12 protein-coding genes are annotated in these 18,689 nt (G+C 45.4%); 9 read left to right on the plus strand and 3 right to left on the minus strand.

The features are described 5' to 3' along the window. Window positions 1–72: 72 nt before the first annotated feature. From MKZ16_RS12470 to MKZ16_RS12495, 6 genes are all read left to right on the plus strand, one after another. A complete protein-coding gene (locus MKZ16_RS12470; protein WP_081383995.1) occupies window positions 73–3,993 on the plus strand; it encodes a discoidin domain-containing protein in 3,921 nt (1,306 codons plus the stop codon). A 147-nt stretch (window positions 3,994–4,140) separates the two neighbouring features. Then, the gene (cysK, locus tag MKZ16_RS12475) at window positions 4,141–5,061 is read left to right on the plus strand and encodes a cysteine synthase A (protein ID WP_038570052.1); all 921 of its coding nucleotides are present in this window, start codon (window positions 4,141–4,143) and stop codon (window positions 5,059–5,061) included. Window positions 5,062–5,081: 20 nt separating this feature from the next. Continuing rightward, on the plus strand, window positions 5,082–6,104 hold the full coding sequence (locus tag MKZ16_RS12480; RefSeq protein WP_076106121.1) for a hypothetical protein: 1,023 nt from the start codon (window positions 5,082–5,084) through the stop codon (window positions 6,102–6,104). Window positions 6,105–6,215: 111 nt separating this feature from the next. Next, window positions 6,216–7,034, plus strand: a complete 819-nt coding sequence (locus MKZ16_RS12485; protein WP_076106124.1) for a histidine kinase — start codon at window positions 6,216–6,218, stop codon at window positions 7,032–7,034. Beyond that, the gene (locus MKZ16_RS12490; protein ID WP_038570057.1) at window positions 7,031–7,690 is read left to right on the plus strand and encodes a response regulator transcription factor; all 660 of its coding nucleotides are present in this window, start codon (window positions 7,031–7,033) and stop codon (window positions 7,688–7,690) included. Before MKZ16_RS12485 ends, MKZ16_RS12490 begins: the two co-directional genes overlap by 4 nt. A gap of 63 nt (window positions 7,691–7,753) precedes the next feature. After that, window positions 7,754–8,395 carry a DUF1775 domain-containing protein gene (locus MKZ16_RS12495; RefSeq protein WP_051491292.1) on the plus strand — a complete coding sequence of 214 codons (642 nt, stop codon included), beginning with the start codon at window positions 7,754–7,756 and terminating at the stop codon, window positions 8,393–8,395. A gap of 112 nt (window positions 8,396–8,507) precedes the next feature. Here the strand turns inward: MKZ16_RS12495 and MKZ16_RS12500 are convergent, their stop codons facing one another. From MKZ16_RS12500 to MKZ16_RS12510, 3 genes are read right to left on the minus strand one after another with little or no spacing between them, the layout of a single operon-like run. Further along, window positions 8,508–10,418, minus strand: coding sequence for a CotH kinase family protein (locus tag MKZ16_RS12500; RefSeq protein ID WP_038570060.1), 1,911 nt, complete (start codon window positions 10,416–10,418; stop codon window positions 8,508–8,510). Window positions 10,419–10,447: 29 nt separating this feature from the next. After that, on the minus strand, window positions 10,448–11,176 hold the full coding sequence (locus MKZ16_RS12505) for a DUF4956 domain-containing protein (protein WP_036683492.1): 729 nt from the start codon (window positions 11,174–11,176) through the stop codon (window positions 10,448–10,450). Between the two features lie 2 nt (window positions 11,177–11,178). Further along, complete coding sequence (locus tag MKZ16_RS12510) at window positions 11,179–11,892, minus strand: polyphosphate polymerase domain-containing protein (RefSeq protein WP_076106126.1); 714 nt, start codon at window positions 11,890–11,892, stop codon at window positions 11,179–11,181. Window positions 11,893–12,118: 226 nt separating this feature from the next. On the opposite strand from MKZ16_RS12510, the gene MKZ16_RS12515 reads away from it, so the two are divergent. The 3 genes from MKZ16_RS12515 (at window position 12,119) to MKZ16_RS12525 (ending at window position 18,309) form a co-directional block, all read left to right on the plus strand. Continuing rightward, the gene (locus MKZ16_RS12515; protein WP_076106129.1) at window positions 12,119–13,360 is read left to right on the plus strand and encodes a metallophosphoesterase family protein; all 1,242 of its coding nucleotides are present in this window, start codon (window positions 12,119–12,121) and stop codon (window positions 13,358–13,360) included. Between the two features lie 218 nt (window positions 13,361–13,578). Further along, a complete protein-coding gene (locus tag MKZ16_RS12520; RefSeq protein ID WP_076106132.1) occupies window positions 13,579–14,337 on the plus strand; it encodes a DUF6612 family protein in 759 nt (252 codons plus the stop codon). Window positions 14,338–14,688: 351 nt separating this feature from the next. After that, window positions 14,689–18,309 (plus strand): X2-like carbohydrate binding domain-containing protein, encoded by a 3,621-nt coding sequence (locus MKZ16_RS12525; RefSeq protein ID WP_339205411.1) that lies wholly within the window; start codon window positions 14,689–14,691, stop codon window positions 18,307–18,309. Window positions 18,310–18,689: the final 380 nt, after the last annotated feature.

Raw genomic sequence — 18,689 nt, forward strand, 5'->3', positions numbered from 1 at the left:
ATAAAACTACTGTTTTGAAAGCGCATCCTTTCTGCTGTATAGCTCCACAAAATTTTGGAAGGTGGTTATTCAATGATAGCAGCTTCTAAAAGATTTACCGGGAAGACGGCAGTACTTTATTGTTTGATTGTTATATTATTTGTAGGTCAGTTAGGATTATATCCCTCGGTGAGTTTAGCTGCGGGGAATTTAGCCCAAGGGAAGACTATTACTTCAAGCTCGTTCGGTGATGTATACGTAGCAGCCAATGCTAATGACGGCAGCCAAGGAACGTATTGGGAGAGCGCAAGCGGTGTTTTTCCACAATGGATTAAAGTGGATTTAGGGGCAGCAAGCAGCGTGAATCAGGTTGTGTTAAAGCTGCCTACGAATTGGGAAACAAGAACTCAAACGTTAGCGGTGCAAGGGAGTACAGATGATGCAGCTTACAATAACTTAGTAGATTCCGCCAATTATACATTTAATCCAACGAGTGATTCCAATACAGTGACCATCAGCTTTACAGCTGCGAATGTCAGATATGTTAAACTGAATTTCACATCCAATACGGTCTGGCCAGCAGCACAGTTAGCGGAATTTGAGGTTCATGGTAATACAACTACAACTCCATCCTCAGGATATGAAGCGGAGAATGCCGCATTATCCGGTGGTGCCAAGGTTAACACGGATCATACAGGTTATACAGGTACAGGATTTGTTGATGGTTACCTAAATCAAGGTGCTGCAACTGCATTTAGTGTTAATGTAGCTTCTGCTGGTAACTATGATGCTACATTAAGATTTTCAAATGCATCAGGCAGTACAAAAACCATTAGTGTTTATGTGAATGGAACTAAAATTAAGCAAACCTCACTTGCGAATCTGGCCAATTGGAATACGTGGTCAACAAAGATTGAGACGCTGGCTCTGAATGCTGGCGCTAACACGATTACTTATAAGTACGATACAGGAGACACTGGAAATGTGAATCTAGATAATTTGAACGTCACTCCAGCTTCTGCGACAACACCAACGCCGACGGCAACTCCAACACCAACGGCAACTCCAACACCAACGGCAACACCTACCTCAACTCCAACGGTAACACCAACACCGACACCGACGGTAACTCCTACGCCAACACCGACAGTAACACCTACACCAACTCCAACGGTAACACCGACCCAGACACCAACAGTTACACCAACGCCTGGGGCGGGTTCCAATCTGGCTTTGAACAAAAGCATCAACGCTTCCTCTTCCGTCTTTACCTTTGTTCCTGCAAATGCGAATGACGGTGATGTAACTACTTACTGGGAAGGAGCAGGAGGAAGTTATCCCAATACATTATCTGTAAACCTGGGTAGTAATGCCGATATTACATCCATTGTCCTCAAACTGAATCCATCATCAGCCTGGTCCACACGTACTCAGACTATTCAAGTGCTTGGGCATAATCAGAATACAACAGCCTTTACTAGTCTTGTGCCAGCAACCGTGTATACTTTTAATCCGGCAACCGGCAATACGGTCACTATTCCGGTAACGGCCACGGCTAGTGAAGTACAGTTGAAGATTACCACCAATACTGGTTCAACCGCTGGACAAATCGCTGAATTCCAAGTGATGGGTGCACCAGCTGCTAATCCGGATTTGGCGATAACCGGTCTTACATGGTCACCTTCAGCTCCAGTAGAGACCAATGCCATTACTTTAAATGCAACGGTAAAAAATATTGGAACATTAGCTTCCACAGCGACTAATGTAAATTTCTACTTGGGCAGCACACTTGTAGGTACTAGCCCAGTGGGGGCATTAGCGGCTGGCGCATCTACGAACGTCACTTTAAATATGGGCGTAAAGGATGCAGCTACCTATACTTTAACTGCAAAGGTTGACGAGAATAATACGGTTATTGAATTGAACGAAGGCAATAACAGCTTCACTAGTCCAAATTCTCTTATTATTGCTCCCGTATCCAGTTCTGATCTAGTAGCTTCCCCAGTTAGCTGGACACCAAGCAATCCAGCAGGCGGCAATGTGGTCAGCTTCTCGGTGGCAATCAAGAATCAAGGGACGGCAGCATCCGCAGGGGGTGCGCATAACATAACCCTGAAGGTTCTGGATGCTACTACGAATGCTGTACTCCAAACCTTAACTGGAACCTATAACGGCGTGATTGGCAGTGGAGTAACAGCGCCTCCTGTTAGCCTTGGCACTTGGACAGCAGCTAATGGCAAATATACTGTGAAGACCGAAATTGCCGTAGACACTAATGAGCTGCCAGTTAAACAAGCCAACAATATTCAAACACAGTCTCTTTTTGTAGGTCGTGGAGCCAATATGCCTTACGACATGTATGAGGCTGAGGAGGGCGTGATTGGTGGCGGGGCTGTGAAGCTTACTGCTAATCGGACCATTGGAGATCTTGCGGGTGAGGCTTCAGGCAGAAGAGCAGTTACACTGAATACTACAGGCAGTTATGTAGAATTCACTACTAAGGCTGACACTAATACACTGGTCACCCGCTTCTCGATTCCAGATTCGGCGAGTGGAGACGGTACGAATGCTACACTGAACATCTATGTGAACGGAGTTTATACCAAGGCGATTAATCTGACCTCTAAATATGCATGGCTGTACGGTTCAGAGATAAGTCCCGGCAATTCACCAAGCGCGGGCTCTCCGCGGCATATTTATGATGAAGCCAACATTATGTTCGACAGCACGATTCCGAAAGGTAGTACGATTCGACTGCAAAAGGATGTGGCAAATACCTCGCAGTATGCCATTGATTTCATCAGTCTGGAGCAGGTTTCACCAATTGCCAATCCAGATCCGGCCAAATATACGGTCCCAGCCGGCTTTACACATCAGGATGTGCAAAATGCGCTAGATAAAGTACGCATGGATACGACCGGAAATCTCGTAGGTGTGTATTTGCCAGCAGGTAACTATCAGACCTCCAGTAAATTTCAGGTCTATGGAAAAGCAGTGAAGATCATTGGTGCAGGCCCATGGTATACGAGATTCTACGCTCCAACGAATCAGGAGAATACGGATATCGGTTTCCGGGCAAGCGATACTGCTAATGGCTCTACTTTTGCGAATTTTGCTTACTTTGGGAACTACACATCACGTATTGATGGTCCGGGTAAAGTATTTGATTTCTCCAATGTGGCAAATATTACGATCGATAACATCTGGACCGAACATCAGGTGTGTATGTACTGGGGAGCTAATACGGATTACATGGTGATCAAAAACTCCCGTATCCGCAACACCTTCGCTGACGGCATCAATATGACGAATGGCAGCACGAATAATCTCGTATCCAATATTGAGGCACGGGCTACAGGGGATGATAGCTTTGCATTGTTTTCGGCTATTGATTCCGGTGGTGCAGATATGAAGGATAATATTTATGAGAATCTCACTTCAATCTTAACCTGGCGGGCAGCAGGTGTAGCCGTCTATGGCGGATATGCCAATACCTTCCGCAACATTTATATTGCCGACACGCTTTGCTATTCTGGAATTACGATCAGCTCACTTGACTTCGGGTATCCAATGAACGGCTTTGGCGCTTCACCGACAACGAATTTTGAGAATATTTCCATTGTTCGTGCAGGTGGACATTTCTGGGGGGCACAGACCTTCCCGGCAATCTGGGTATTCTCAGCCTCTAAGGTATTCCAAGGCATTCGTGTCAGTGATGTGGATATCATTGATCCAACCTATCATGGTATCATGTTCCAGACCAACTATGTCGGCTCCGCGCCGCAGTTCCCAGTGACAGATACCATCTTCACGAATGTCACAATTTCCGGTGCGCAAAAGAGTGGAGATGCTTTTGACAGCAAATCCGGAGTGGGCATCTGGGTAAATGAAGCGGCTGAGGCTGGGCAAGGTCCTGCCAGAGGGTCAGCCACCTTTAACAATCTGAAAATTACCAACACGGTAACGAATATTAAAAATAATACGTCTACTTTTACGATTAACGTTAATCCGTAAAAATAAAGCTGCCAATACTGAACAGCCGTCTCCCGCTTTCGTGGGGGGCGGTTGTTTTCAGGTTGCAGAAACCAAGGGTTCTGAATCGACAGGAGGTGCTGCTCACGTTACAATAATGGAAGGTACAGAAATGAAGGAGGCTCTAAAATGACATCCTTAGTGGTTAACAATATAACAGAGCTGATTGGGAATACACCGGTTGTAAGATTAAATCGGCTGACTAGCCCCCAAGATGCAGAACTATATGTGAAGCTGGAGCTTTTTAATCCAAGTGGCAGTGTAAAAGACCGGGCAGCTTATAATCTAATCCTGCAAGCCGAGCTAGCAGGTTTGTTGAAGCCGGGCGGGACGATCATTGAGCCGACTAGTGGAAATACAGGGATAGGATTAGCGATGAATGCCGCGGCAAAAGGGTATAAAGCGATTCTTGTCATGCCTGATAATATGACCAAGGAACGAATCAATATTCTAAAGGCTTATGGTGCGGATGTTGTGCTGACGCCGGCAGCAGAACGGATGCCGGGAGCTATAGCAAAAGCGATTGAGCTGGGAAAAGAAGTGGAGAACAGTTTTATTCCACAGCAATTCGAGAACAAAGCCAACCCTGATATTCACCGGACAACGACCGCTCTGGAAATCTTGGAGCAAATGGAAGGTAAGCTGGATGTGTTTGTTGCTTCATCAGGAACTGGGGGCACGATAACTGGAACCGGTGAGGTTTTGCGTGAGCATCTACCTGATATCCGGATTCTTGTGGTTGAGCCGCAAGGCTCGCCCGTATTATCTGGAGGAAAGCCAGGACCACATAAGCTGGTAGGAACGAGTCCGGGCTTTGTGCCCGCAATTTTGAATACACAGGTCTACGATGACATCGTTCAGGTCGCGGATGAAGCTGCCTTGGAGACGGTAAGAAGGCTGGCTGCAAAAGAAGGAATTCTGCTGGGTCCATCCGGTGGTGCCACTGTATGGGCGGCGTTGCAGGAAGCGCGTCGTCTTGGGGCTGGCAAACGCGTGCTTTGCATTGCACCTGACACAGGGGAACGGTATCTTAGTATGGGAATATTTTAGTTTCGTCTGGAGGAATGGGAATGAATAAGCTCAGTGTGAGTTTTCTTATTGTTCTACTGCTGGCGGGCTGCTCAGGCTCTAACAAGCCAACCCCTTCTCCAAGTGCAGAGCCAACACCAACGGCAAGCATGCAGCAGCCAGCAACTTATCTGGAAGCTGGAAAGCTGAAGGCGAATTTTGGTTTTGCAGATGAGTCTGGCAAGAGCATCTTAGTCACCGGGCAGGAAAAAGGGCTGGATGCGCAAATGCAACAATTGAATGAGGCGATCGGCGATCATGGGCAAGTGCTAAAAGTGAAGTTGAATAAATGGCAGGAGGGTACGGAGAACAGTAATGGCCGGGAGATGGCTCACAATTTTGTGAATCTGCCAGGGTATCTTTATACGGTTGAAGAGGGGAATGCGACTCCTGATGAGACCTATTACCTGACGGATCAGGCAGAGTTTAATACGAATGCGCTAATCTCTGTTAAGCCTACGGAGGTTAAGCAAGCCTCGCTAAATGTTGCAGAAAATGTGCGGCAGAATATTGTTTCTGCAAAAAATCGTGAAGTAGAGCATATTTGGAAACTTGCTGACCTGTCTGGTGAACGGCAGCTGTATCTCGTTCAATTCATTAGGCAGGATCAGGATATGTTATTCAGTCTCGTGCTGGAAGACAAGGTCGGGCTTACCTTTATGGATTATCCGGCTGTCATTCAAGGCGATGAATTTTCCGTCTGGAGAGTGGATGATGGTGGGGAAGTCATACCAGAGATGTTCTCTATTCTTTTTGCGGCGGAAACCGCTGAAGGCCCATTACTCGGTATGGAGTGGTGGGGAGCGGAAGGCGTAAATACATTTTTCCTGAAAAAGAGGGAGATGTTTTTAAAGAAATGGACATTCAATACGGACGCTACACATCACCACTATAACTGGGATGCAGATACATCGAAGGATGTATCTTTTTTTTGCTACAATATAAGAAAGTATAAATTTTCACTATATATTGCTTATAATATTATGAAGGATAGCATTAATTTTTTAAAATACTTAAATTTGTAACAATAAGAACTTTAAATAGCCCGATCGAGTCATGTAGCAGAATTGTGACGGTGATATTGTTAATCATAAGATGTACGGGAGGGGACAGCAACGTATAACCGAATCAAGTACATGATCCTGTTACTGCCAACGCTAATGGTAGGGATCTGGGAGGTCGTGCGCCATCAGTTTCTAATGCCTTATATTTCGATGGATCTGGGGAATTATTTGACACCTGTTCTCGTATTTTTGTTCACTCTTGTATTGCTCGTCCCTATGTTTTCGCTTATGGAGCGGAATCAGCGGGAGCTGGAGCAGGAACGTGCGCTCAAAGAGGCAATGAAAGCCCGGGAAGGGCTAGCTAAGGAACTGCATGATGGGATGGCGCAATCTTTATTTCTTTTATCTGTCAAAATAGATCGTTTGGAAGCAAGCCGCAGGAATGGGGAAGTCAGCGAAGAAAATGTGGATCAGATCAAAAAGACCGTCCACGAGGTGAACCGTTATGTTCGGCAGGCGATCGCTAATCTGAAGGTACCAGTGTCTGAGCAGCACTCTTTTTCATTGGAACAGTCGGTTAAAGATCAGCTTGCTCAAATGGCTAACGAGATTATGATTGAAGTTTCCTTGGATTGGAGTCTACAGGATGAAGCCCTCTCTCCTTCGGAAAAAGCAGAGCTACTATCTTGTATCCGAGAGGCTATTATTAATGTGCGTAAGCATACAAGAGCGGCGAAGGTTTCTATCACGGGTGCAGGCACTGAGAAAAACTGGAGCGTGGCGATTGTCGACAATGGCGAAGGATTTCAGCATGACCCTTTTGAGGTAAACGGAAGTTACGGCCTTCAGATCATGAAGGAACGTGTCGAAGGAATGGGTTGGAAGCTTCAGGTGAGCTCCGGCAATACGGGGACAAATGTGGAAATTACGAAAGGAGGGGGAAGTTTATGAGCCGGTACCGGGTTTTGGTTGTGGATGATCATGCGCATGCGCGTGAGGCGATGTGTGAGATTTTGTCCATGGATGATAGTTTTGAGGTCATTGGTGTAGTGGAGAGTGGTCCTGAGGCGATCGCGTTCACGGCCCAGTGGATGCCTGATCTCATTCTTATCGACATTCAGATGCCGGAGATGGACGGGCTGGAGACTACTCGCCGGATCAAGCAGGAATATCCCTATGTCAAAATCGTTATCGTTACGGTATCGGACGAAATTTCCCACCTCCTCGAAGCGCTGAAGCAAGGTGCACAAGGGTACTTATTGAAGAATCTGGCACCTTCCACCTGGATTGAATATTTGCAAGCCATTGTGAATGAAGAAGCACCGCTAAGCCGGGAGCTGGCTTTTCAAATCCTGAAAGAATTTACCGTTCCTTCAGTAACGGACGAAGGAGAGTCATTGACGGCAAGGGAGAAGGAGATTTTAAGCTGTGTGTCTTCCGGATCGACGAATAAAGAGATTGCCATAAGCCTGTCGATTTCGGAGCATACCGTAAAAAACCATCTGAAAAACATCCTTCAAAAGCTTCAACTCCAAAATCGTACGCAGCTGACGCGTTATGCTCTGGAGCAGGGGCTTGCTTCACGTAAACGTGATTTTCCGCGGTAATTATGAGGATAGAGATGAAAGTGAAAAATGATAAAATTACTTAAGGAAAGAGGCACTCTAACTATGAACAGATTATCTCGCAAAATAATGACACTATTCGCACCAGCCGCTGCAACACTTCTGTTGTTCGCAGCCGTGGCAAGCGCACACGTAACCGTGGCACCAGCACAATCCAGTACCGGAGCATGGGAGACTTACACACTTAAAGTCCCTTCAGAAAAAGATGTAGCGACTGTACAAGTTGATCTACGTATCCCGGCAGGTGCCGAGTTCAAGCAATATGAGGCTACACCGGGCTGGGATGTTACCATTGAGGGGAACAAAGTTAGCTGGATAGCTAATGGAGAAGGAATTAAAGCAGGACAATTCCAACGTTTCTATTTCACAGCGAAGAACCCTGATACTGCAGGTGACATTGCTTGGGATGCTTATCAGCATTATGCCGATGGCAGCTTGGTGCAGTGGTCTGGTGAGGCAGGAACAGAAAGTCCGCATTCTATTACTTCGATTGTGCAAGCCTCCGGTGGGAATGAACATTCTCACGGTTCCAGTGACAATGGCATGAGTATGGAAGAACATAATGCCATCATGGAAAGCGAGAACAACTCAACCAGTGTCAACCCAATGGTCTATATCGCATTAGGGATCTCTTTACTAGCCTTTTTAATAGCAACCATAAGTATATTGCGCGGGCGGAAAGAGTAAGCGGGAACTAGTTGTGATACAAGAATATAGTGTTCATGCAAGAAGCCTCCGTCAATAAACGACGGAGGCTTCTTGCATGAATTATTTGTTGATGAGGATACTTTTTACTGCTCTACAGCCGTTTGCGTTTGTAGTAGGTTACGAAAGCAGCGGTTAGTATTAGGAGAAGGATGGCGACGCCAGTGGTGATGGCTTCACTCGTGCTGCCTTTTTGCTGCATAGTACCAGCACCACCAAAGTCGCCACCGCCCATACCACCAGGCATACCGCCACCAAAGCCACCGCCGCCCATGCCGCCACCACCAGGACCATTTCCGCCGCCTTCAGGGAAAGCGGGTCCGCCCATAGCTCCAGGCTCACCACCCGCGCCGCCGTCAAATCCACCTTGAGCAGCTTGGCCGTTAGTGTTGTTTTGTCCGTCTTGAGCAGTTTGCCCTGTTTGTGTAGTCTGCCCACCCGCAGTTGCTTGTGAGTTACTGCCAGGACCATCGCCGGCATTAGGGACAGCCGGTCCGCCCATGGCACCAGGCTCACCACCTGCACCACCCTGAGCAGTCTGTCCATCCGTAGCCGCTTGCCCTCCGGTATTTGCTGCAGCTGCGTTTGCGCCAGTATTACCAGTAGCGCCATCCGCACCTGTGGCCTGCCCAGCACCCGCAGCGCCTTGAGCTGCACCATTTTTAGCGCCGCCACCAAAGCCACCGCCGCCCATGCCACCACCCATGCCGCCACCACTTCCTGATCCGTCACCGGATGAAGGAATGGTGCCGTCGAGCTGCTGCTGGATACTTGTGGCCATGTTCGACATGAAGGTCTCAACAGCCTTTATCCCATTTTCATACTGTTCGAAAGTGTAGAAGGCGGATGGATCCGCTTTGACATAGCTGGAAATCATCGTGTTCAGCTCATCAATCCGAGCCTGGAACGTATCGTCCGCTAGATAGCCAGTAATCATCTCACTAACAATTTCGTGATATTTCGTTTTGTATTCCTCATTAGCGAGTAGTTTCGCAATCAGCGGGCGTTCTGCCAACGCACCTTGGGTAGGCTCGTCAATTAACACATCTGCGCTTCCCATGCCGCCAAAAGCCATATTATAATCCCACGGTAGAATCGAGAAGACTCCATCGTCTTCATATAAGTAATAATTCTGCTTATTTCCACCTAAATAACTGTCCATATTACCCGTGACCGCATTTAGAGCGATATACTTCAGCGATTCCTCTACGTCGATGTATTTTTCATAATCGGTGCCGTTATTTAGCTCATTCAGCATGTCGACAAGAATATCATCGTTGGACTTATCGGATTTCATTTCTAGTCCAGTATAGAGGGCTGGATCATCGCCCAGCCAAGTCAAATCACTGCCCTGACCGGTCATTATGCCTTTATAAAGTGCACCATAAGTGTTGCCGAAATTGCGTTCCAGATAAGCATCACCGATCTGTTCTACTGCAAGATAGAAACCCTTCAGTTCATCGTTTACATACACATTGACGAAGGAATATTTCGGCGTCGGGAGACCGACACTTTCAGCGAGCTCATAGGTCAGAAATTCACGCATATAAGAAGCATCGCTGTAATTATTATTAAGATTGATTTTAGTAATGCCGAATAAATTCTGGTTAACATACTCATCAAAAGAAATTTTGAAGCTGTAGCGGTCAGAGTCTGTCATCTGTACTACGCTTCTGAGACTGAGATTTCCTTTGGTCCGTACAGCTACATTATCGTATTTCATACCGTTGTACTCTACGGAAGCCATTTTATATTCTTCTGCACTGGCATTATCCAGCATATCCTGAAAATCGTCCGGGTCCAAAGTGATTTTGACATCCACTACCTTATCTTTTGGAAAGACCTGCTCGTCTAGCTTTTTCTCATCGCTCGAAATGACCTTGTCTTGAGCATCAGACGTTGGATTATTTGTTGCAGACGGACTTGCGTTCTGACACCCGGCTACGGCGATGACCAGCAGCAGGCAGCAAAAACTCAGCAGGATTGACTTACCTCTGGTTTTCATCTGGGGCACCGCCTTTCATCTCGTTGTAATTAAGATACATAGTCACCGCTATAGCTGATCAAGAGTGCATTTTTGACACCTTTTAGGTCAGAGACTGTGTTGACAAAGCCGCCTACTTTATCATCCAGACGAAGCTCCAGCGTCAATTCAATATTGTTTGCGGAGACTGTTTTTTGCTTCACATTGTAACGTTTTACGGATTTGGTGATATGGCTGTGTACTTCACGTTCACTTTCATCACTGTCGCAGTTAATGACCAGTAAATATGGCGTTTCGATAGAAGAGTGTTTGATGAACAGGAACAAAATGAGGCCGATAATGATCGAACCGATAATAGCCAAGGTGAAAAATCCTGCGCCTGTTACAATCCCTGCTACAGCTGCCCAGAACAAGAAGATCAGATCAGTTGGATCTTTGATTGGTGTTCTGAAACGAACGATGGACAATGCGCCGACCATACCGAGGGACAGCACAAGGTTAGAGTTAATCGCAATAATGACAGTAGCTGTAATCATGGTCATGCCCATAAGTGAGACGTTAAAGCTTTTGGAATATAAAACACCGCTAAAGACACGTTTGTAGAGCAGGTAAATGAAGTATCCGATCAGAAAAGCTACGCCCAAGGTAATCAGCATCTTGGAGATACTAATATCAGATACAAAATTGTCGATCACCGAGTTTTTAATAATGTCCGAAAAATTATTTGTAGTATCTGTAGTCGTTGTTGTAGCTGCTAGCGGTGCTAGTGATGCATTCATAATCAATAATCCTCCCAAGTGTTAGTTTTTAAGAATTTGCGGCAGATCACGTATTTTGAAGCGGACTGCCTATTCAGTCCCCCAAGCTGCAAAGCGATTTTAATGTACTCCGGAATATACTCATCAAATTTCACTTCAAAAATTATGAAGTTCTCATCAATCGCCCGAATCGGATGCAAATCCTTATCGAAAATATCCGTAGAATGCAGGCCCGTACGTAATTCTTTATCGAACGTTATTCGCACATTGCCGTTGTGGCAAACATAAGGCTCGCGAACATAATCCACGATGACCTTGGGTCGCAGCAGGTTATGGCGCATCTGATCGTATAACTCCATGAACAGCGGACTGTCCGGGACGTTCAGCACTTCGTAGTTGCCCGCCATAATCTCGTCGTACATTTGACGTGTTAGCGGTTCTTTGATTTTGGCGATATAATCGTCCATTTTAATTTTTTTCTCAAAGTGAATGATGTTGTCTTGGATGTTGTAAATGCGAATCCGGTATTTGGCCCGCTCTCTGAGACCGCCGAGCTTGTCTGCAAGTGCCGTGTTGTTGATATCGTCAAAATACAAACTCCGAATGTGGTATTCTCCACTCTCATTAGCGTGTTGATCTTTATCAATCAAGCTTTGCAATCGCTGGCGTAATATAAGGTATTGATGATAGTTAATGAAAAATTTAAGTTCATGCCGGAATTGAAGCTTCTTATTCATTTTCACACCTCGTTTCTCTCTCTATCTCTGGCTAACCTTCCTGCTTGACTAATTCTAGGAGACAGACCTTATGCTTAACTTAAAATAGACTGAATGTTTGCTGAATGTTTTACACTGCGTTAACAAAAGTCTGTATAAAGAATCGTGTGCAGATTTGACTTCTGACTTTGTAGGGGGCTATCTTATTTAGAAGGCTAGAGAGAAATTTTCATAAGGAGGTACCGTGATGAGAGACTATAAATTTGCCATAATCCTAGGAGTGCTTGTGATTGTGGTTATTTTAGTGGCTTATGGGTTGGAACGATCGAAAAGCGGAAGTGATGCAAATTCACCAGCACCGTATGATCTCGTGACTACCTTTAAGGGAGCCGCGAGCACAAGCCGCGCGTTTACTTGGTATACAAGTGATTCTAGTGCAGCAGGCATTCTGGAGATTGTAAAGGGACAGGTGTCCTCTTTTGCAAATACGGATGTACAAAGGGTAGAAGCGAAAAGCAGTTCCATCAAAACAGACAATGGCACCAAAGGTGTTCATAAAGTGGAAGCTACGGGTCTTGAACCCGGGACGTTATATACTTATAGAGTGGGTAGTGGCGTTGAAGGGGAATGGAGTCCGGCAGCGGAATTTACAACGGAAGAAGATGGACTGGACAGTGTGTCTTTTATCAACGTAACGGATTCTCAAGGGGAAACGGCAGAGGATTTTAAGCTGTGGGGGAATACACTGAACAAGGCTTTTCAGACATTTCCTGAAGCCAAATTTATTGTGCATAACGGGGATTTGACGGAGGATCCGGAGGATTCGGCAGGCTGGGATGATTTTTTTGGCAATGTGCAGGGCTGGATTTCAGGGATTCCGTTAATGCCGGTAACAGGCAATCATGATGAGGTGGATGAGGATGCAAAGTATTATACTTCACACTTCAACCTGCCGGATAATGGGGCGAAGGGTTCAATTACTGGCACCTCGTATTCCTTCGATTATGGACCTGTGCATGTAACGGTACTGAATACAGAGAGCAATCTAAAAAAGCAAACGGAATGGCTGAAGGAAGATCTGAAGAACACAGACAAGAAATGGAAAATCGTTGCGATGCACCGTCCGGCTTACGGGGGGAACTCCTATAAGAAAGTTGAAGATTGGACGGATATTTTTGATACGTATCAGGTTGACTTAGTGCTGCAGGGTCATAATCATGAATATTCCAGATCCTACCCGTTACGTGGCGGAAAAAAAGTTCCAGAAGGTGAGATTTCCAAAGATGCTAAACGAGGTACAGTCTATGTTGTGACCAACGCTTCTGGAGGGAAATTTAACGAGAAAAAAGAAGATCAGTTCTATCACGCGGTGCATTTTCAGAATAATAAGCAAATGTTTGCCGGCATTAACGTTACCGGGGATACATTAACCTATCAGGCCTATGATGTGGATGGAAAGCTGCTGGATGAGTTTGTGCTGACACATTGAGCTAAGGGAATTGGTAATATTACTAAAATACCTTCTCAGCTGTAAAGGCGGGGGAGGTATTTTTTTGATTTGCATCAAAGCACCAAACCCGGCGCAACTGTACACCATAAGACGCTTTTTCACATGTCTACCTTTTCCGTCATATAAGCTGTTAGCTTTATAATGATAAAATAGATTTAGTTATATTTGGATTTCATTCGAAGTGAAGGGGAAGTAATATGTTTATCAGAAAAATGGTTTTTATCGGTATCATTTGTATGTTAGGTTTGACAGGTTGTGCAACGAACACTAAATCGGGTGCTGAAGGAGAGGGAGATAAGCGTGCAGAGGAGCTGCTCAGCATGTCTCGGAGTGAACTGGCTAAGCAGGAGAGCTACACTATAGAAATGGAGAAACAAGAAGAAACATCAAGCAAATCGGAAAAAAGTGAAGATAAACATTGGTCGAGCGCTGTCTCATTTCATGTCGACTATGTTAGAAATCCTTATACCGTATATCTAAAATCGGAGACTGCGGAAGGGAAGGAACGAGAAGAGTACATATCGGATACTGAATATCATACAAAGGTAATGGATGATTTATTTATCAAGCAAGACGATTATATTCCAGTGAAAGAAAAACAAATGGTACAAAGATTTATTGATCCGTACGATTATATAGACACGTACCAGATAGATTCTCAGGAGATCGTTGTTACTGAAGAGGAACAAGAATACATACTTTCGATGGAGATATCGTCTAATGATGCGAGTAAGGAAACACTCAAATTGATGAAACAGAATTTAACAGACAAAATTAAACTAAGATATACGCTGGATAAAACTACACATTTGCCGCAAAAAGTGGAAGCGGAAATATTCACTTCATTGAAATCAGAAAACTTAGATTCAGAATCAGTGCTCACTTTGCAAACAAATATCAGCCATTTTAATGGTATAAAAGAGATTGTTATGCCTGCAGATACTAGTGAAGAATAGTTATATTAGAAAGCCTCTGGGATTTATTCCGGAGGTTTTCTTTATCAACAGAATTATTTTTGATCAAAATTTAGTGAAATTGTATCCTGAAGTGTGAAAATGGTACGATTTTTAGAGACAATCTTCTGCAAAATATAACCATTTTCTCTCGATAATGAAAAACCTTACCATTATAATGAAAGCGTTATCAGAAAATGGATTCTAAGTTCTAAAGGTATGGATTAAGGGGGAGGGAGGAGCAGGGATATAGAGTAAGAAGAAGGCATAAACAAACCAATTATATCGTAGGAGGCGTAAAACGTGATTCGTAACCGTATCCGGAAAACAGGACTTTTGGTCCTGCTTGGCGCGATGGTAGGCTCTTTATTCTCTGCATTCCCAGCTACTACCCATGCAGTCTCAAGTGAACCTTACACCTGGAAAAGCGTTGTAACGGGAGCTGGCGGGGGCTTTGTACCCGGAATTATTTTTAATCAAACTGAACCGGATCTGATTTATGCCAGAACAGATATTGGCGGTGCCTATCGCTGGAATCAAGCTACATCCAGTTGGGTCTCAATTAGTGACTCGGTAGGCTGGGTAGATTGGAACAAGAATGGCGTAGATGCTCTGGCTACAGACCCAATTGATCCTAATAAAGTCTACATGGCAACGGGTACGTATACTAATCATTGGGATAATAATGGCCAGATTATGCGCTCTAATGACCGGGGGAACACCTGGCAAACCACACCACTGCCTTTTAAAGTAGGTGGCAATATGCCGGGCCGTTCCGCTGGTGAACGCCTAGTCATCGACCCCAATAAGAACAACATTCTCTACTTTGGAGCTAGAAGTGGTAACGGTCTCTGGAAGAGTATTGACTCTGGTGTAACTTGGTCAAAGGTAACCTCTTTTCCAAATGTAGGCACGTATATTCAGAATCCGACACTTGATTATGGGAATGATCTCGTCGGATTGTCTTGGATCACTTTCGATAAGAGTACAGGTACACTTGGCAACGCTACTCAAACGATCTATGTCGGTGTAGCCGACACGGCTAGCAGCGTATATCGGAGTACAGATGGTGGAGTAACCTGGACAGCTCTGGCTGGACAACCTACGGGTTTCTTGCCACATCACGGCGAGCTGTCATCCACAGGCGACCTCTATATTACTTATAGTAATGGTGTAGGACCGTATGATGGTAGTAAGGGTGAAGTTTGGAAATATAACAAAACTAGTGGGGCTTGGACCAATATCAGTCCTACGACTGGTACAGATAATTGGTACGGCTTTGGTGGATTGGCGCTGGATGCTCAGCACCCTAACACATTGATGGTATCCAGCTTAAACGCCTGGTGGCCTGATGAAGTCATTTTCCGCAGTACCAACGGTGGCGCTACTTGGAGTCGCATTTGGGATTGGGGCAATTATCCAGAACGGACTTATAAGTTCAGTATGGATATCACCGCCGCTCCATGGCTCGATCATGGAACCACTTCTACATCCCTGGATCCTTCACCGAAGTTAGGCTGGATGATGGGTGATTTGGAAATTGATCCATTTAACTCGAATCGAATGATGTACGGCACTGGAGCAACAATTTATGGCTCGAACAATTTGACCTCATGGGATACCGGTGGCAAGGTAAATATCTCAGTCATGGCAAAAGGTGTGGAGGAAACTGCAGTGCTGGGTCTAATTAGCCCGCCAACTGGAACTTCGCATTTGATCACTGCACTTGGTGACGTTTCTGGTTTCCGTCATGAGGATTTGTCGGTAGCACCAACCAAATTCCAGACCAGTCCTTCATGGGCAACAACGATGAGTATTGACTACGCTGAATTGAGTCCGTCCTATATGGTGCGGGTAGGCAGTGCAGATAAAGAAAAAACGCCAAGCATGAAGTCCATTGGTATCTCTAACGATGGTGGAGTGAACTGGTATATGCCAAACTCCGAGCCTTCAAATGGAACCAAAACAACGGTGGGCCATGGACAAGTGGCAGTCTCTGCAAGTGGTAATTCCATTCTGTGGAGCACCTCAGATATTGGGGTCTATTACTCCAAAACCTCAGGCAATTCTTGGACAGCAAGTGCAGGATTACCGGCAGGGGCGAAGATAGCGTCTGATCGCGTGAATCCTAACAAATATTATGGATTCTATGCAGGAACTTTCTATGTAAGTGTGGATGGTGGAGCTACATTTACTGCCACCGCAGCTTCGGGCTTCCCGACCAATAATGTGGCTGGATTACAGCCGAATGAAGCCCAAATCAGTATGAAGGCAGTTCCAGGTATTGAAGGCGACATTTGGTTCGCCGGAGGGAATACGGTTGAGAATAAATATGGTCTATGGCACTCCACTAATTCAGGTGCGAGCTTCACGAAGTTAACGAATGTAGAAGAAGCTGATCTTATTGGTTATGGTAAGGCTGCTCCGGGCCAAACTTATATGGCATTGTACACCGTAGCGAAGATTGATGGTGTAAGGGGCGTTTTCCGTTCCGATGATGTTGGCGCAACTTGGGTACGTATTAATGACGATGCTCACCAATACGCTAAGATCAATATGGCGATTACTGGGGATCCAAGAATCTATGGACGTGTATATCTCGGTACGAATGGCCGAGGCACCTTGTATGCTGATCCTGTAAATCCACCAGCTACAGGCTCGACCATTACGCCAATAACTGCAAGCTTTGATAAGAAAACAGCGAATCAAGCAGACGTTGCAGTAACTATGACGTTGAACGGAAATACACTGAGCACGATCAAGAACGGAACGGCAACCCTTGTAGCCGGAACGGATTATACGGTAAGTGGATCAACAGTGACGATTAAAAAAGCGTATTTAGCGACACAAGCGGTAGGAACGACTACGCTGACGTTTAGCTTTAGCGCTGGAGCTACACAATCTTTGGCGGTAGCGGTAACGGATACTACAACACCAGTATCCAACTCGACCATCACCCCAAGCAGCGCAGGTTTTGATAAGAAAACAGCAAATCAAGCAGACGTTGCAGTAACTATGACGTTGAACGGAAATACGCTGAGCACGATCAAGAACGGAACGGCAACCCTTGTAGCCGGAACGGATTATACGGTAAGTGGATCAACAGTGACGATTAAAAAAACGTATTTAGCGACACAAGCGGTAGGAACGACAACGCTGACGTTCAGCTTTAGCGCTGGAGCCACACAATCCTTGGCGGTAGCGGTAACGGATACTACAACACCAGTATCCAACTCCACGATAACGCCAACAAGCGCCGGATTTGATAAGAAGACAGCGAATCAGACAGACGTCGCCGTAACTATGACGTTGAACGGAAATACGCTGAGTGCGATCAAAAATGGAACGGCAACCCTCGTAGCTGGAACGGATTATACGGTAAGTGGATCAACAGTCACTCTCAAGAAGGAGTATCTGGCAACTCAAGCCGTAGGAACGACAACGCTGACCTTTGAGTTTAGTGCAGGAGCCGCACAATCCTTGGTTGTCACCATCACAGATACGTCAGTAGCTCCTACAGCAGCACTGAAAGTGCAGATGTATAACGGTACAGTGTCTGCTTCCGGAAATACTCTAAATCCAAAGTTTAAGCTGGTGAATACAAGCACAAGTGCTGTTGCACTTTCTGATGTGAAATTAAGATATTATTACACAATTGACGGTGAGCAGGCACAAAGCTTCTTCTGCGATTGGTCACAGGCTGGAAGCGCGAATGTAACGGGCACGTTTGTGAAGCTGCCAACGGCTAAAGCAGATGCGGATTATTATCTGGAGCTTGGATTCTCGAGTGCAGCAGGTTCACTTGCTGCGGGTGCGAGCATCGATATCCAAGTGCGAGTGGCTAAAGAGGATTGGTCAAATTACACTCAAACCGGAGATTACTCCTTTAATGCGGTTGATACCAATTTTGTAGATTGGACAAAAGCGCCAGCCTATATCTCGGGTAATCTGATCTGGGGTAGTGAACCTAACTAAGAATCTCCATTAATAGTTATGCTGAAAAGGCTGTCCTAAAAGTAGAAAATTCTACTTTTGGGGCAGCTTCTTACTTTAACCCACAGACTGTGGTGTACTACGTGCGTTCTAAGAGGCGTGTACTATGTGGCAACGTTCTATAAGGCATGTGGTACGTGCTATGAGAAGGCATGTGGTATGTCGGATGCATTTATGGTTCCTACAGTGTTGGCTATATAGTAATTAGGGAAAACCTCCCTGAAAACAGCCGATATTTGCTTTAAATGAACGAAATCAGGGAATACCTCCCTAAAAATCAGGCGAATTCGTTATTTGCCAGTAAATTAGCTAATAATTAGGGAGGTTTTCCCTAATTATTGGTTGGATGACCAGAAAACTCA

Origin of the sequence: Paenibacillus sp. FSL R5-0928 (assembly GCF_037970385.1) — a bacterium.
Lineage (GTDB): Bacteria > Bacillota > Bacilli > Paenibacillales > Paenibacillaceae > Paenibacillus_AQ > Paenibacillus_AQ odorifer.

Excerpts from the sequence above, each read along its gene's own strand:
- MKZ16_RS12470 (WP_081383995.1), top strand. The coding sequence starts at position 73 with ATGATAGCAGCTTCTAAAAGATTTACCGGGAAGACGGCAGTACTTTAT.
- cysK (WP_038570052.1), top strand. The coding sequence starts at position 4,141 with ATGACATCCTTAGTGGTTAACAATATAACAGAGCTGATTGGGAATACA.
- MKZ16_RS12480 (WP_076106121.1), top strand. The coding sequence starts at position 5,082 with ATGAATAAGCTCAGTGTGAGTTTTCTTATTGTTCTACTGCTGGCGGGC.
- MKZ16_RS12485 (WP_076106124.1), top strand. The coding sequence starts at position 6,216 with ATGATCCTGTTACTGCCAACGCTAATGGTAGGGATCTGGGAGGTCGTG.
- MKZ16_RS12490 (WP_038570057.1), top strand. The coding sequence starts at position 7,031 with ATGAGCCGGTACCGGGTTTTGGTTGTGGATGATCATGCGCATGCGCGT.
- MKZ16_RS12495 (WP_051491292.1), top strand. The coding sequence starts at position 7,754 with ATGAACAGATTATCTCGCAAAATAATGACACTATTCGCACCAGCCGCT.
- MKZ16_RS12500 (WP_038570060.1), bottom strand. The coding sequence starts at position 10,418 with ATGAAAACCAGAGGTAAGTCAATCCTGCTGAGTTTTTGCTGCCTGCTG.
- MKZ16_RS12505 (WP_036683492.1), bottom strand. The coding sequence starts at position 11,176 with ATGAATGCATCACTAGCACCGCTAGCAGCTACAACAACGACTACAGAT.
- MKZ16_RS12510 (WP_076106126.1), bottom strand. The coding sequence starts at position 11,892 with ATGAATAAGAAGCTTCAATTCCGGCATGAACTTAAATTTTTCATTAAC.
- MKZ16_RS12515 (WP_076106129.1), top strand. The coding sequence starts at position 12,119 with ATGAGAGACTATAAATTTGCCATAATCCTAGGAGTGCTTGTGATTGTG.
- MKZ16_RS12520 (WP_076106132.1), top strand. The coding sequence starts at position 13,579 with ATGTTTATCAGAAAAATGGTTTTTATCGGTATCATTTGTATGTTAGGT.
- MKZ16_RS12525 (WP_339205411.1), top strand. The coding sequence starts at position 14,689 with ATGGTAGGCTCTTTATTCTCTGCATTCCCAGCTACTACCCATGCAGTC.